This window comes from Aquidulcibacter sp., from assembly GCF_049239865.1.
In the GTDB taxonomy this organism is placed as follows: domain Bacteria; phylum Pseudomonadota; class Alphaproteobacteria; order Caulobacterales; family Aquidulcibacteraceae; genus Aquidulcibacter.
This window is the reverse complement of the sequence record NZ_JBMLTR010000080.1, coordinates 61,843-76,607: the sequence shown is the minus strand read 5'-3', so window position 1 is coordinate 76,607 and position 14,765 is coordinate 61,843. Positions and strand designations below refer to the sequence as shown.

At 55.7% G+C, this 14,765-nt stretch carries 16 protein-coding genes; 13 read left to right on the top strand and 3 right to left on the bottom strand.

Annotated elements, in window-relative coordinates:
- The first annotated feature begins 444 nt into the window (after positions 1-444).
- Genes ACOVRA_RS06005 through dnaQ form a run of 5 tightly spaced genes read left to right on the top strand, consistent with a single transcriptional unit; the run spans position 445 to position 4,108 of the window.
- Positions 445-1,314 (top strand): pyruvate, water dikinase regulatory protein, encoded by an 870-nt coding sequence (locus ACOVRA_RS06005; protein WP_290803213.1) that lies wholly within the window; start codon positions 445-447, stop codon positions 1,312-1,314.
- A gap of 2 nt (positions 1,315-1,316) precedes the next feature.
- Positions 1,317-1,904 carry a Maf family protein gene (locus tag ACOVRA_RS06000; RefSeq protein WP_421719499.1) on the top strand — a complete coding sequence of 196 codons (588 nt, stop codon included), beginning with the start codon at positions 1,317-1,319 and terminating at the stop codon, positions 1,902-1,904.
- A complete protein-coding gene (gene aroE / locus ACOVRA_RS05995) occupies positions 1,901-2,752 on the top strand; it encodes a shikimate dehydrogenase (protein WP_421719498.1) in 852 nt (283 codons plus the stop codon). The genes ACOVRA_RS06000 and aroE overlap by 4 nt, the downstream gene beginning before the upstream one ends.
- Positions 2,749-3,360: a dephospho-CoA kinase gene (coaE, locus tag ACOVRA_RS05990; protein WP_421719497.1), complete on the top strand. Its 612-nt coding sequence runs from the start codon at positions 2,749-2,751 to the stop codon at positions 3,358-3,360. The genes aroE and coaE overlap by 4 nt, the downstream gene beginning before the upstream one ends.
- A 1-nt stretch (position 3,361) precedes the next feature.
- Complete coding sequence (gene dnaQ / locus ACOVRA_RS05985) at positions 3,362-4,108, top strand: DNA polymerase III subunit epsilon (protein WP_421719496.1); 747 nt, start codon at positions 3,362-3,364, stop codon at positions 4,106-4,108.
- On the opposite strand, the gene secB is transcribed toward dnaQ, so the two are convergent.
- A complete protein-coding gene (gene secB / locus ACOVRA_RS05980; RefSeq protein WP_421719495.1) occupies positions 4,105-4,605 on the bottom strand; it encodes a protein-export chaperone SecB in 501 nt (166 codons plus the stop codon). The genes dnaQ and secB overlap by 4 nt on opposite strands.
- A gap of 136 nt (positions 4,606-4,741) precedes the next feature.
- Here secB and ACOVRA_RS05975 point away from each other — a divergent pair, with 136 nt between their 5' ends.
- Genes ACOVRA_RS05975 through ACOVRA_RS05960 form a run of 4 tightly spaced genes read left to right on the top strand, consistent with a single transcriptional unit; the run spans position 4,742 to position 8,939 of the window.
- Positions 4,742-5,359, top strand: a complete 618-nt coding sequence (locus ACOVRA_RS05975) for a Tim44/TimA family putative adaptor protein (RefSeq protein WP_421719494.1) — start codon at positions 4,742-4,744, stop codon at positions 5,357-5,359.
- Positions 5,360-5,361: 2 nt separating this feature from the next.
- On the top strand, positions 5,362-6,708 hold the full coding sequence (locus tag ACOVRA_RS05970) for a murein transglycosylase A (RefSeq protein WP_421719493.1): 1,347 nt from the start codon (positions 5,362-5,364) through the stop codon (positions 6,706-6,708).
- A 2-nt stretch (positions 6,709-6,710) separates the two neighbouring features.
- The gene (locus tag ACOVRA_RS05965; protein ID WP_421719492.1) at positions 6,711-7,316 is read left to right on the top strand and encodes a Smr/MutS family protein; all 606 of its coding nucleotides are present in this window, start codon (positions 6,711-6,713) and stop codon (positions 7,314-7,316) included.
- A complete protein-coding gene (locus tag ACOVRA_RS05960; protein ID WP_421719491.1) occupies positions 7,317-8,939 on the top strand; it encodes an alpha-glucosidase in 1,623 nt (540 codons plus the stop codon).
- Here ACOVRA_RS05960 and ACOVRA_RS05955 read toward each other — a convergent pair.
- Entirely contained in the window at positions 8,936-9,808 is an 873-nt protein-coding gene (locus ACOVRA_RS05955; RefSeq protein ID WP_421719490.1) for a dienelactone hydrolase family protein, read from the bottom strand. The two genes, ACOVRA_RS05960 and ACOVRA_RS05955, sit on opposite strands and share 4 nt — an antisense overlap.
- Positions 9,809-9,994: 186 nt before the next feature.
- Between ACOVRA_RS05955 and ACOVRA_RS05950 the strand changes: the two genes are divergently transcribed.
- The 3 genes from ACOVRA_RS05950 to rph are packed head-to-tail and all read left to right on the top strand — an operon-like array spanning position 9,995 to position 11,887.
- Positions 9,995-10,585, top strand: coding sequence for an ATP-dependent Clp protease proteolytic subunit (locus ACOVRA_RS05950; RefSeq protein ID WP_290803185.1), 591 nt, complete (start codon positions 9,995-9,997; stop codon positions 10,583-10,585).
- Positions 10,578-11,171 (top strand): ribosome maturation factor RimM, encoded by a 594-nt coding sequence (gene rimM / locus ACOVRA_RS05945; RefSeq protein WP_421719489.1) that lies wholly within the window; start codon positions 10,578-10,580, stop codon positions 11,169-11,171. Before ACOVRA_RS05950 ends, rimM begins: the two co-directional genes overlap by 8 nt.
- Positions 11,171-11,887, top strand: coding sequence for a ribonuclease PH (rph, locus tag ACOVRA_RS05940; RefSeq protein ID WP_290803446.1), 717 nt, complete (start codon positions 11,171-11,173; stop codon positions 11,885-11,887). The genes rimM and rph overlap by 1 nt, the downstream gene beginning before the upstream one ends.
- A 3-nt stretch (positions 11,888-11,890) precedes the next feature.
- On the opposite strand, the gene ACOVRA_RS05935 is transcribed toward rph, so the two are convergent.
- Entirely contained in the window at positions 11,891-13,159 is a 1,269-nt protein-coding gene (locus ACOVRA_RS05935) for a dicarboxylate/amino acid:cation symporter (protein ID WP_421719488.1), read from the bottom strand.
- A gap of 312 nt (positions 13,160-13,471) precedes the next feature.
- On the opposite strand from ACOVRA_RS05935, the gene ACOVRA_RS05930 reads away from it, so the two are divergent.
- Entirely contained in the window at positions 13,472-14,755 is a 1,284-nt protein-coding gene (locus ACOVRA_RS05930) for a dicarboxylate/amino acid:cation symporter (protein ID WP_421719487.1), read from the top strand.
- Positions 14,756-14,765: the final 10 nt, after the last annotated feature.

The window sequence follows — 14,765 nt, the reverse complement described above, 5'->3', positions numbered from 1 at the left end:
GCTCCCCTTCCCTTATAAGATTTAGATTCTTGAATCAGTAAACAGTAGTACGGTGGATAGACTGACCCTTGGAAGTCACCTGCATGACATAAATGGATTTCTCAAGCGGTTTATCAGCTTTTGCCCCTGTTTTCTCCACAGGGTGGAGAGCGCGAAAAGCTCTGAAAATCATGCGATTGCTGGGGGTGCTGCTGCATAAGTACCCACATTGGGGACGCTTATTTCAACATCTTACCAGCCCTGTGGATGTTCGAGAAAAGTTCCGCAGGCTTTTTGGGCTGGTTCTACACAAGCGGCGATTTGTCTCACATATTCATACAAAATTAACCGCGTTTCTTAGAGATTCATTAAGTCCTTTTAACAAGTTATTAACAGCCATACCGGGATAGCTGGGTCAGACGATCCGTACGTTTTTGGTCAGACCTAAAGAAGTTTGGCCCGATCATGCACGAAGACCTTGATCCGGAATGGTTCGTCGGTCACACCTTGCTCATGCGCATCTCCACTTTCCTAAACGTTCATTTGGTGTCTGATTCCACCGGCGAGACACTCAATGCGGTATTGCGGGCTGTCGCGCCCTTGTTTGAAGGTGTGACGCCTTTAGAGCATTCCTATTATCTGGTGCGTTCTCGCCGCCAATTAGACCGCGTTTTGGCGGAGATTGAGTCATTCCCAGGGGTAGTCCTTTTTACCATCGCCGCGCATGATTTGCGCGACGTCTTGGTAGATCATTGTAAGCGCTTGGGCATCCCGGCCCTACCGCTCCTCGATCAAGTTCTCACCATGTGGGAACACCATCTGAAAATGCGTGCCGGCGAAAAGACTGGCTCTAAGCAGGCATTGGATGAGAATTATTTCCGCCGGATTGATGCGCTAAACTACACAATGGCCCATGACGACGGCCAAATGGTGCATGAATTCAATCAAGCCGAAGTGGTTCTGGTGGGCGTCAGTCGGACATCCAAGACACCAACCTCGATTTATTTGGCCAATCGAGGCATTCGAACTGGAAATTTTCCGTTAGTGCCAAAAGCACCTATCCCGCAGGCGCTGTTAGAGCTCAACAAGCCCCTGGTCGTGGGGTTACGCGTTTCCCCCGATCGGTTGATCGCCATTCGCCGAAATCGCCTGTTATCGCTCAATGCAGATGCGACCAGCGAATATGTCGATGAAGACGCGGTGCGCGAAGAGATTACGGACGCTAACCGATTGTTTGAACGCCAGAATTGGCCAGTTATTGATGTAACCCGGCGATCCATTGAAGAAACGTCCGCTGCCATCTTGAACCTGCTTGCTGACCGGAATGCGAAATAATCATGCTAACGCTTGCTTCTACCAGTGCGATCCGTCGCCATCTTTTGACTCAAGCAGGTGTTGCGTTTGAAGCCGTCGGGTCTGGCGTCGATGAGGATGCGGTCAAGGACGCCATGCGTGCCGAAGGGGCCAGTCCGCGCAATCAGGCTGATAAGCTGGCCGAACTCAAAGCCTTGAAAGTGTCCCAGAGGCGGCCTGGCTTTGTGCTGGGGTGCGATCAAATCTTGTCGTTTGAAGGCCATTCCTTTGATAAGGCTGAGACCTTGGACGAAGCATTTGAGCGCCTCAGCCAATTGCGCGGAAAAACGCATAGTCTTGAATGTGCAGCGGTTATTGCAAAAGATGGTCAAGCCGTATGGCGTTTGGTGACAAGCCCGAAGCTGACTATGCGCGACTTCTCCGACGACTTCCTGCGGTCCTACTTGAAGCATCATGGACAAGAGGCACTTTCCAGTGTGGGCTGTTATCAGTTTGAGGGGCCGGGCGCGCAATTGTTTGAACGGGTTGAGGGTGACTTCTTCTCGATTTTGGGGCTGCCATTGCTAGAAGTTTTGGCGTTTCTGCGCCTGCATGGCGAGGTCCCGACATGAAAATCACTGGATCAACCGAGCTTTATGCGGTTTTGGGTAATCCAGTCCGGCATTCCATGTCGCCGGTCTTACAAAATACGTGGATCCAAGCGCATGGCTTTAAAGCACTTTATGTGGCGCTTCCCGTTGAGCCAGACAATTTTGAGGTTGCGTTGCAAGGCCTCGCCGCAAGCGATGTTTGCGGTTTGAACATCACGACCCCTTTCAAAGAGCGCGCTGCCGCTGCAGCCCTTCGTCAATCGGATCGGGTGAAACTGGTCGGGGCCGCCAATTGTCTAACCCTAGACCGCGCTGGACGTGGCTATGACGCGAATAATACAGACGGGGATGGCTTGGTTGCTGATTTGGACGTACGGGCCTCAGACTGGCGCGAACTAGCTGGCCAAATCGTGGTCTTAGGGGCGGGTGGAGCAGCGCGCTCTATCCTTGCCGCCCTCTCTGCGCATAGCCAAAAGCCAATTCGTGTCATTAATCGAGACCAAGATCGGGCGCAGCAGATCGCAAATCAGCTCAATCCCGAACAAATCCAAGTTGGTACGTGGCAGGATTTGCCACAACACTTGGCTGACGCCAGCCTAGTCATTAATGCCACAAGTCAGGGCCTAAACAATCAGTCGCCTTTCTCGCCGGACTTTTCGCCTACCCAGCCGGACGCGGTCATTTACGACACCATCTATTCACCGCGCATGACGGCCTATCTCGAAAGCGCCAAAGCTTCTAAGCGGCGATATTTCGACGGACTTGGCATGTTAGCTGGCCAAGGCGCACTCGCGTTTCAATATTGGTTTGGCGTTCTGCCGGACATCAAGGGCGGCCTGAAAACCCTAGAAGAGGCCTTTGCCGGATGAAGATCGTTGCACTAACCGGGTCTATCGGGATGGGGAAGTCCACCACCTCGGCGATGTTTAAGGACTTGGGCGTTCCCATTTGGGATGCGGATGCGGCAGTCCATCGGCTCTATGCGCCAGATGGGGCGGCAATACCCCCCCTTCAGGCCTTAATCCCCGAAGCGATTGGGCCAGAGGGCGTTGATCGAACCGTATTGACACGTAAAATTCTGCAAGATCCGGGGCTTCTCAAGCAGATAGAATCCATCGTGCATCCCTTGGTCGGTAAGGATCGCGCTGACTTTTTGGTCGCTGCGCGCGAACAGGGCGCCCCCTTGGTCATGGTGGATGTGCCTTTGTTGTTTGAAACAGGCGGTGAGGCTTATGTGGATGCGGTAATCGTGGTCTCTTGCCCGCCAGACTTGCAACGGGCACGGGTTCTGGCCCGCCCCGGCATGACAGAAGAGAAGTTTGAATCAATCCTGGCCCGTCAGACACCCGATGAGGTCAAACGGTCTCAGTCCGATTTTGTCATCGATACGGGCTTAGGTCTTGACGCCGCTCGCGAACAAGTTGGGAAAGTTCATGCGGCACTGTTGAGCCAGATAGCCCAAGGGGCAGAAGAATAAGATGCGCGAAATTGTTTTTGATACCGAAACAACAGGAACCGACCCCGAAAGGGGCGACCGAATTGTCGAAATCGGGTGCGTGGAACTGATCGACCTTGTTCCTACCGGCGTGACTTTTCACCGATATATCAATCCAGAGCGCGATGTTCCGGCAGAAGTTGTGCGGGTTCACGGCCTGACGGGTGAATTCTTGTCCGATAAGCCAGTGTTTGGTGCGTCTGAAGTAGTTGAAGAGCTATTGGCCTTTATCGGCGATGCGCCGCTTGTCGCCCATAATGCAGAGTTTGACCGCCGCTTCTTGAATGCAGAGCTTGGCCGGCTGGGGTTGTCGCTCATTCCAAAAGAGCGCTGCGTTGATACTTTATTGATCGCGCGCAAGAAATATCCCGGCGCGCCTGCCTCGTTAGACGCTTTATGTCGCCGGCTGAACATAGATTTAACGGCGCGCGATAAGCACGGGGCGCTGTTAGACTCGCAATTGCTGGCGGCAGTTTATCTCGAACTTAAGGGAGGCCGGGAAAGGCGTCTCGATTTTCTCGATCCTGACGCGGCGGCTCAAACCCAGAACCAAACGCCGCAAGGCATTTTGGAAGCCAAATCAAGCCAGCCAAGGCGAGAGCGCCCCCAAGCCTTAGGGCTTTTGTCGACGCTGGAAGAAATAGAGGCGCATCGCGCCTTCGTCGCCACACTGGGTAAGGAACCTGCTTGGAACAGATTCCTTACCGAAAGTGGTCAAGGGACAGCCTAGGAAGGCTGACCGCCAGCGCGCTCAACCCGTTGTGTGGCATAAAGCGCACCAAAATCCATCGGATCCAGCATCAAAGGTGGATAACCGCCGGCTTGGCTGTTGGTTGCGATCAATTGACGCGCGAATGGGAAGAGGATCTTCGGGCATTCGGCCAACAACAATGGCTCCAGAGCATCGCCTGGGACATTGGCGAATTGGAACAGGCCAGAATAGACCAATTCGATGATGAATTGGGTCTGGCCCTCACGATCGCTGCGCGCATTGATCTTCAAATCAACTTCAAAGACCCCGGATTCATCCATCGCCCGAGCGCTCACGTCTAATTGAAGATCGATTTTTGGCTGGGTGCCTTCCCGCAGGGAATTAGGCGCATTTGGATTTTCAAACGAAAAATCCTTTACATATTGGGCTAAAACACGGACCGAAGGGGCTGTTTCAGCCCCACCATTCGCTAAAGAACCGTTTTCCAGTGGCGCAGAGGCCGTATCATCTGTCATGTCTTGATCTCCAGAAGCTGTGGTGGCTAGCACGCAACAGCCCTTTACGGCAACCAAGTGGCTGACTTACGCGTCATTGCATCCTATATGAGGGTATGACCGCCATTTAAAACCAAGCGGGACCGGATCGAAAACCATGGAAATAGTCTTTTTCGCCGTCGTGGCAGCTCTCGTCCTTGGCCGTTTGTACCAAGTGCTTGGCCAAAACCGTGGCGCTGAGCCACCTCCCATGCGGCAACCAAGATTTGGCTTGCCCGAGACGCCTGCCGAAAAGGCAGATGGCGACGATCAAGCAGACGATGCCGGTAAGGTTCTGACCTTCCCCGTGCGCGAATACGATGGCCCGGGGGCCGCTGGCCTGAAAGCGATCGCCGCTGCTCAGCGCGGGTTTAGTGCCACTAGCTTCTTAGAGGGCGCGAAAGCTGCCTATGAGATGATTGTAACCGCCTATGGCGCAGGTGACGAAGAGACCCTCAAGGGTTTGGTCGATGCCGATGTCTTTGAAGCCTATAAGACTGCGATGGATGAACGCCGTGCAGCCAATGCCGCGAAGATCGAAGTCATCCGTTTAAGTGATGCGAAGATTGTCGACGCCGAATTGGACGGCAAAATCGCCCGCATCGATGTAGCTTTCTCGTCTGATTTGGCCGACGGGGGCGATGGCCTTCGCGCGGCCGATGAAGTTTGGACGTTTGAACGGGCCGTTGATGCTCGCGATCCGAATTGGCTGTTGAGCGCGGTACGGACGGCCTAATCATGCGTCGTTCTCTGGGTCTTTTGACTGCATCAGGACTGATGTCGGTCCTCCTAACAGCATGTGCCACGGTGGCCCCGACACCCGTGCCAGAGCCTGTGCCGCCACCAACACCCGCGCCCGTGGTGAGGCCAGAGCCAATAGCTGCGCCGGCGGTTCCCGTGCCAAGGCCAGCCACGCCTTTGCGGCCAGCGACGACTTCGGCTAGCCCGTCTGCTGCACCCCTGCCGCCTGCCGATATTGTCCCACTCCAGTTTAATCAGACCGCGTTTGAGAGCTTGCCCAATTGGGCAGAGACCGATGTGGGCGCTGCCCGCCGTGCACTGGTACGCTCTTGCGCAATATCGCAGGCTCGGGCCAAAGATCAGCTGTTATCGACCGTCGCGACCTATTCCGGTCGTGTGGGCGACTGGGCTGGCGTTTGCGCGCTGGCCCAAGACCCCAGCCTTGAAGACCGAAGCTTTTGGGAAAGCCAGTTTCAAGTTTGGCGCGTCTCAACAGAGGCCACGGAAATTGGCCGCCTAACGGGCTATTATGAGCCAATCATGGCCGCGTCTCGCGTCAAAACACCTGTCTTTTCAGAGCCAATCCAAAGCAGACCGTCTGACCTGTTTGAGATTGATCTAGGCCAGTTCGACGCCACATTGCGCAATCGCGCGATTGTTGCACGCATGGATCGTGGCAAAGTTGTCCCCTATTGGTCGCGCGCACAGATCAATGAGAACACGGCACCGGTATTGGCTTGGGGTGAGCCGGCGGAAGTTTTATCCTTACAAGTTCAAGGCTCTGGTCGGCTGCAGTTTGACGACGGCACACAGGTTCGCGCTGCCTTTGCTGCCCATAATGGCCATCGCTTTGGGTCAAACGCACAAGAGTTGATCCGACGGGGCGCGCTGCCGGTCAATGGGGCTTCCATGGACGCGATCAAGACGTGGTTCAAGACCGCCTCGCCGAAAGAGGCCCGTGAAGTTTTAAACGCCAATCCACGCACTGTCTTTTTTCAGCTTGAGCCGATAAAAGATCCAAGCGCAGGCCCAAAAGGTGGGCAACAAGCCGCCCTTGAAGCCAATGGGTCCCTCGCGGTGGATACAAGCTATCATGCGTACGGGGTGCCCATTTTCTTGGCAGCAGACGCGCCACGGGTCGCGATTTCGACCGATGTCAGCCTGCGGCGCTTGGTCGTAGCCCAAGATACCGGAGGCGCCATTCGTGGCCCAATCCGCGGCGATCTTTATTGGGGCACGGGGCCTGAGGCTGGATTACGGGCAGGTCGGATCAACCATGATGTCCGTTTCTGGGTGCTCCTGCCAAAAGGCATCTCGCCCACCTCCGCGAATTCGGGTCGCTGAGCATGAGCCGGCGTCGCGATATGATGCCGGATGAAGCAAAGCTTTGGCATCGGGTCGCCCGAACTGTGCGGCCTTATGGCCACCAAAAGCCCAAGTTAGCGGACGACGATCCTGAGCAGGTGGCTGTACCTGTTCCCGAAGTGGTTAGAAAGCCTGCGCCTGAATTGCCTCATCTGGCGCTTAAACGCGCCAAGGCGGCGCGACATGTTCCTGCGTCTCCCGTCCCAAGGCCAGAAGCTAAACCCGCATCATTGGTTTCCGACGCCTCTGGGCACAAAAAGGTACGGCGCGGCAAGTTGGACATCGATGGCACGATTGATCTTCACGGCTATCGGCAGATGGATGCACAAACCGCCCTTGCCGGCTTTTTGGTTCGGATGCGCTCCAGCGGCGCTCGCTGTGTGCTGGTCGTCACTGGCAAGGGCCGCGCGATCGAAATTGGGGAAGACTATCTAACACCGCAACCCGGCGTAATTCGGCGTCGATTGCCCGAATGGTTGAGTGGGCATGGGGTTCGTGAGCATGTATCGGGTTATGCCTCTGCCCATCCCCGTCATGGTGGAAGCGGGGCCTATTATGTTTTGCTGAAAGCGCTGAAGGATACTTAAATGAGCGGTCATGAGCCTGATGAGACTTGGTGGAAGACCCGCTCTGTTTATCAAATCTATCCGCGCTCTTTTCGCGATGCCAATGGCGACGGCATGGGCGATTTGGCGGGGATTACCCAAGGCCTAAGTGCGATCAAGGCTTTGGGGGCTGGTATCGTCTGGATGTCGCCAATCTTTCGCTCACCCATGGTCGATAATGGCTATGATATGTCGGGCTACCGGGAGATTGATCCCCTCTTTGGCACAATGGCGGATTTTGAAGCCCTGCTTGCGGAAGCCAAGCGCTTGGACCTCAATATCGTGTTGGATATTGCGCTCAATCACACCTCGATTGATCATCCTTGGTTTCAGGCAGCATTAGCTGACCCATCTGGGCCTTACCGCGACTATTACATCTGGCGGGATGAACCCAATAATTGGCAATCCATCTTCGGAGGCCCCGCTTGGTCGAAGGCCGATGGCGATGACGCTTTTTATCTCCATCTGTTTGATAAGACGCAGGCAGATCTAAATTGGGAGAACCCCGAAGTTCGCGAAGAAATTTATGGTGCGATGCGGTTTTGGTTGGACAAAGGCGTTAGCGGCTTCCGCCTCGACGTCGTGACGGTCATCTCAAAACCTCCGGGCTTACCCGACGCGCCAGACCCCAGACCCATGCCGCTGTACGATATGCTGGCGGGCGGGCCGCGCTTGCATGAATGGTTGCGCGATATGCGACGCGAGGTATTTGACCTCTATGATTGCGTGGCGATTGGGGAGGGGCCCGGCCTCAATCCAGAGCGGGCCGCAGCCATCGTGAACCCGGCCGACCCGATGCTGCACATGATCTATCACTTTGATTTTGTGGACCACACAGGCGCACGGCAGGGCAAGGATTGGGACCGGGTTTGGTTCAAAAGTGTCTTTGATCGGTGGGATAAGGGCATTGGTCCAAACGGCTGGAACTCTTGCGTTGTGGGCAATCATGACCTTCGCCGCTTAATTGCGCGGTTTGGTGACGCAGAAGCTGACCCTGATCAGGTCGCCAAGGCTTTAGCCGCGACTTATGTTCTGCAACGCGCCACCCCCTTTATCTATCAAGGCGATGAATTGGGCTTGGGCGATACGACGATCACAAGCGTCAACGAATTGGATGATGTATGGGCGAAGACGACCTATCGGCTCGCCCGCTCTAAGGGGCAGAGCGAAGCGGAGGCTCTAGCTAAAGCGGTCGCCATGACCCGCGACCATGCCCGAACTCCCTATCCGTGGACGCCCGAAGGTGGGTTTGGAACGGGAACCCCTTGGCTGAAACCAACCCCCAATCGCGGTGGGGTGGACTTCGCTAGCCAGCAGGCAGACGAACACTCAGTGTGGGCCTTTTATCGCGCTTTGTTAGAGCTTCGGGCCAAAGACACCGAGACATGGGTCTTTGGGGCCTATGAGGACCTGCTTCCCGAGCATGAGAGCTTGTTTGCCTATCGCCGCGGCGCGCAAGGCGTGGTTTGCGTAAACTTGGGCGGCCAAACTTGCGCGTTACCAGAGGCCATCACTGCCCTAATGGCTGAGCGGAGCTGTATCCTCACCTCTGGGGAGGTCACGCCAACCCATATGGGTCCGTGGTCGACACACGTCTGGGTCTAGGGCTTCACGCCATTGGCGGCAAACCAAGTCAGCAATTCGTCCCAGCCTTGTTTGGCGGCGGTTTCTTGATATTGCGGCCGATAATCTGCATGGAAGCCATGTTGGGTACCGGGGTAGACGATAAAGCGGCTCTTCTGATTGCCAGCCTTTGCCAATGCAGCCTTCATCGCTTCAACGCTAGCCAATGGGATCCCGCCATCATTTTCGGCATATAGGCCCAGCACGGGGCTTTTGAGTTCACCCGCCACTTCCATGGGCCATTTGCGTTGGTCGGTTGAGCCATCGCGCGGGGTTAGGCGGCCATACCAAGCCACACCTGCTTTGATCCGGGGCGTCAACGCACTTGCCATCCACACAACGGCTCCACCCCAGCAAAAGCCGGTGATGCCGATGGCGTCCTTTTTGACGAATTTCTGCTGGTCCAGCCAAGCGATGGTTGCCGTGATATCGCCCATAACTTGCGCATTATTGGCGGAATTCACGATGGGCATGATCTTGGCGAAGTCGGTAAGAGGTGCGGGATCACCTGCACGTGCGAAGAAGGATGGCGCGATTGCGACATAGCCCAAGCGCGCAAATCGGCGGCACACATCTCGGATATATTCGTGCAGACCAAAAATCTCGCTGACCACGATGACCACGGGCTTACGCCCTTTTGCCTGCGGCCGTGCGACAAAGGCGGGGAGGTCAAAGCCCTGCGAAGGAAAAGTGATCATCTCCGAAATTAAGCCATCTGATGGCGTCGTGATGGCCGCTGCATGGACAGGGCGAATAGCCGCGGCAAAGCCCGCAAAGCCCAGGGCACCCGTTAGGCCGCGTCGAGACAGAGTTAGTGTGGCGTCAGGGCCTTCAGGTCGGGTCAAATTCAAGGCGCGATACTCCTTCGTCTTTGGGTTTCACCTTTGCCTAGGTGCGTCAAGTGCATTGCACGCTCTTTCATAATCCATCAGGCTTTACCACTTAGAGCAGACGATAACAGCGCTGTGGCTGCCGCTAGGTTGACCAAATCAACAAAAGCGTGTCGGAAAGAGCGAGTGAACGAGGAGCCTAGAAGCATGTTTCGCATGGACGAAGAAGACGAAAGCAAAGCGGGAAATCCAGCCCCAGCCATTGTAGAAAAGGCGCTCTTCGACAGCCGCACCATTCTACTGACCGGCGGCGTTGACGACAAACTGGCTCAGCGGGTTTGTGAACGCATGCTGGCGCTCTCGGGCGAGTCCGATAAGCCCATCCTTTTGATCATCTCTTCACCAGGTGGTCACGTGGAAAGCGGCGACATGATCCATGATATGATCAAGTTTGTTTCGGCGCCTGTGAACGTTTTGGGCTCCGGCTGGGTCGCCTCTGCCGGCGCGCTCATTTATGCAGCGGCTGAGCGGGAGCGTCGCTTCTGTCTGCCCAACACCCGCTTCTTGCTGCACGAACCACGCGGTGGCGTTGGTGGCATGGTGTCGGATATTGAAATTCAGGCCCGTGAAATCATTCGCATGCGCGAGCGCTTGAACGCCATTTTCGCTGATGCAACTGGCCAGCCCATCGAGAAGATCAAGGCTGATACCGATCGCGACTATTGGATGAGTGCCGAAGAAGCGGTGGCCTATGGCCTCGTGGGCAAGATTGTCACCAAGCGCACCGATATTGCCTAAGTCGTTCGTATTGGTCGGTGCAATCGCCGGTGCCTTTGGGGTGCGCGGCGAGGTTCGCCTGCGCAGCTTTACGGCCGACCCAGAAGCCATCGTGGATTATGCCCCTTTTTGTAATGAAGAGGGGCAAATCATTTTGTCGGTCCAATCGTGGCGTCCGATTAAAGACGGCATTGTGGTGACGTCAAAGGACGTTCCGACGCGCGAGGCCGCGATGGCAATGCGCAACACCAAGCTGTTTGTGCCGCGCGACCGTCTGCCCGAAGCCGAAGAAGACGAATTCTATCATGTCGATCTGATTGGGTTGCGGCTGGAAGCTTTGGACGGTGCAGACCTAGGCCGTGTTCGAGCAGTTATCCCAGGCCCACAAGATTTGCTTGAGATTGAGGCGACGCCAGGTGCCAAGGGCAGTTGGTTCTTGCCCTTTACCAAGGCATTGGTTCCGATTGTCGACTTGCCGGGCAAAAAGCTTATTGGCGATGTGCCGCTTGGCTTGATCCCGATGGTTGGCGAAGTTCCAGAAGAGCCGCCGCCTCCCCCTGCCCGCCCAAAATCTCCGAAAAAGCCCGCGAAAGGCCCATCTACATGATCCGTCCATCTGGCCGCACCGCCGACCAATTGCGCCCCTTAAGCCTTGAGGCGGGTGTGTCCCGCTATGCGGAGGGCTCATGCTTAGCAAAGTTTGGCAATACACATGTGTTGGTTACGGCTTCCTTGGAAGAAAGTCTGCCCGGTTGGCTGCGCGGTCAAAAGCGCGGCTGGGTGACGGCGGAATATGGCATGTTGCCCCGAGCGACCCACACGCGCGGTCGTCGGGAAGCGGCTTCGGGCAAGCAATCGGGCCGCACGCAAGAAATCCAGCGCTTGATTGGGCGTGGTCTGCGCTCGGTCGTCGATCTGGTCGCTCTGGGTGAGCGTCAAATCACCATCGACTGCGATGTCATTCAAGCCGATGGCGGCACACGGACTGCGGCGCTGACGGGTGCTTGGGTCGCGCTGAAGCAAGCCTGCCTTTATTTGAAAGCAGAAGGTCTGATCACAGAAGAGCCGATCCGAGCCCAAGTTGCTGCTGTTTCTTGCGGCATTTATCAGGGTGTGCCGGTTCTCGATCTCGATTATCCCGAAGATTCAAACGCTGAAGCGGATGCCAATTTTGTATTGGCCCAAGGGCTCGGCCTTGTCGAAGTGCAAGCGACAGGCGAAGAGCGGCCGTTTACCGAGGCAGAATTGCAGGTTCTGCTCTCGCTCGCGAAGTCTGGCTGTGAGGAATTGTTTGAGGCCCAACGCAACGCATTGGGCCTCTAAGCCTTAGCTTTGGTTTTTGATGCCGGCCTTTTGGTCGGCTACCAATTCATCATCGGTGAGATCGCCTTCCCACTTCGCAACCACGGCGGTGGCGATGGAATTGCCGATGACGTTGGTGGCCGAGCGGCCCATGTCGAGGAAGTGGTCGACGGCTAAGATCAACAAAATCCCGGCTTCTGGAATTTTGAAGAAGGAAAGCGTTGCCGCAATCACGACGAGCGACGCGCGTGGTACACCTGCCATGCCCTTAGAAGTCACCATCAGCAACAGCAACATCGTGGCGATCTGCGGTACGGTCAGGTGAATGCCATAGGCTTGCGCGATGAACAGCGTTGCGAAGGTGCAATACATCATCGAGCCGTCGAGATTGAACGAATAGCCCAGCGGCAGCACAAAGCTGGCGATACGGCGCGACACGCCAAACTTCTCCAATTGCTCCATCGTTTTCGGATAGGCGGCTTCGGAGGAAGCGGTGGAGAAAGCGAGCAAAGTCGGTTCGCGGATTCGGGCAATCAAATTCCCGATTGCAGGGCCGATGACGACAAAACCTGCCAGCAAAAGCAGGCCCCACAAAATCACCAGCGCTAGATAGAAGCCACCTATGAAGGATGCGTAGGTACCCAGAACCGCCAAACCCTTGGTCGCGATCACGGCAGCGACGGCGGCAAATACCGCAAATGGTGCCAACGACATCACATAGCCGGTTAGCTTCAACATGGCGTGGGAGACCTTGTCAGCGAGGTCTGCCAAAGGCTTGCCCTCTTCGCCCATCGCGGTCACGGCGACACCGAAGAAGATCGAGAACACCACGATCTGCAAGATCTCATTATTGGCCATGGCTTCAACGATGGATTTCGGCACCAAATGGATAATGAAATCCTTCAGGGTCAAGGCCGAAGGCTTGATATCACTCGTCTCACCAATAGCGGGGATTGGCAGATTGAGGCCAACGCCGGGATGCAACAGGCTGGCGATCACGGCACCCAGCGTCAAAGAAACCAGGGAAGCGGCCAAGAACCAAGCCATGGTCTTGATCCCGACGCGGCCCAACGTCGTTGTGTCGCCAATATGGGCAATCCCGGCGACCAAGGTTGCAAACACCAAGGGGGCGATGATCATCTTGATCAAACGCAGGAAAACATCGGTCACAATCTTAAAGTTGGCCGCCCAAACCTCTTGGCCTTCTTTGGGAACGAACTCGAAAATGGCGGCACCGACCGCAATCCCCAGAACCATTGCGGCGAGAATAAAGAGTGTGAAATGCTTGTTCATGCGGCAGCCCTGTTTCTATTCTGGACACACAGCAGGCCACGAGGTTTCAAAACCCCCTGTTGATCCCGCCCGCCTGTGGTCCACCCCCGTGCGACTTAGAGACTAGACTTATGCTTCATTCAACTTGATGTGAAGCTTTAATAGCCGTCTGGCGGAGGGAAGGGCCGAAATTGCGCCTAACATGAGCAGGTTAAGCGCCCACAGCGCTACGGACGGTCCAAACACCTCACGATGAATTGACCCTATGGCGATTGGCACTGTGCCACATCGATCCTGGCCCAGACCTTTTCGCACACAGCCAGTTGGACTTGCATGACCGCCTTTTTTCAAAAGCCTCTGTGGCTCCGCATTCTTGTTGCTATGGTTCTAGGGGTTATCTTGGGCTTCGGCATCCGGCCTGATGGCTATTTGGATGGTCTGATTGATGGCGAGGCTTGGTCTGCCGCGCTGAAATTGTTGGGTGATGCTTTCATCCGCTTGATCCGGATGTTGTCGGTCCCGTTGATTTTTGTATCTGTGGCCGCTGCCGTGGTGTCGATTGGCGATTTGAGCCGACTGGGAAAGTCCGGTGCCCGGATCGCGGCTCTTTATATCCCGTCAGGTCTTTTGGCTGCGTGCTTGGGCGTTGGCCTAGCCATGCTGTTGCAACCTGGCGCTGGCATTGAGGCACCCGCTGGTTTGTCCGCGCCCCCGGTAAAGCCCCCACCGACAGGGGCGGACATTCTGGCCATGTTCATCCCGGCCAATCCGGTAAAGGCACTGGCGGAAGGCGAGATGTTGAGTGTGATCGTATTCGCCATCCTATTAGGTATTGGCGTTTTGGGGGCGCGGGAGGCGGCAAAGCCTGTGGCCGATGTTCTGGATGGTGCTGCTCATGCCCTTACCAAACTCGTCACTTATATCATGGAGCTGGCACCCATCGGGGCCTTTGCTTTGATGGCTTGGGCCGTTGCATTGATGGGGGCGGACGCTTTGGTGAAGCTCGCGGCCCTGATTGGCACCGTCTATCTTGGCTGTTTCATCTATGGCTTTGTGGTCTATGGCAGCTTTATAAAATTTGTGTTGGGCCTACCTCTTTTGCCATTCTTTAAGGGGATGTCCGAGGCGATGGCTGTGGCCTATTCGACGTCGTCTTCCAACGCGACCTTGCCTGTCACCATGCGCTGTATGATTGAAAAGCTGGGGATTTCTAGGCGGATGAGTGCCTTTGTCTCATCCATGGGCGCGACAGTGAATATGGATGGCACGGCCATGTATATTTGCATCGTGACGATCTTTGGCGCGCAATTGTTTGGGATTCCGCTCGACGGCGGGCAATTGGTCGGCATTGTGATTGCCGCCTCACTTGGTGCCATAGGCGCTGCAGGCATCCCCGGTGGGTCAATTGTCTTTATCCCGCTGGTTCTGGGAATCGCCGGAGTTCCGGTGGAAGTGATTGCCATCATTCTAGGCGCAGACCGGATCATGGATATGATGCGGACAGTTGTGAATGTGCTGGGCGATAGTGCGGCCGCAGTCGCTGTCGCCAAGTGGGAAGGCGAACTGGATGTTGAGGCCTATAAGGGCAATCAAATTCGTGAAGAGCGCCTAGTTTAAAGCCAATCGT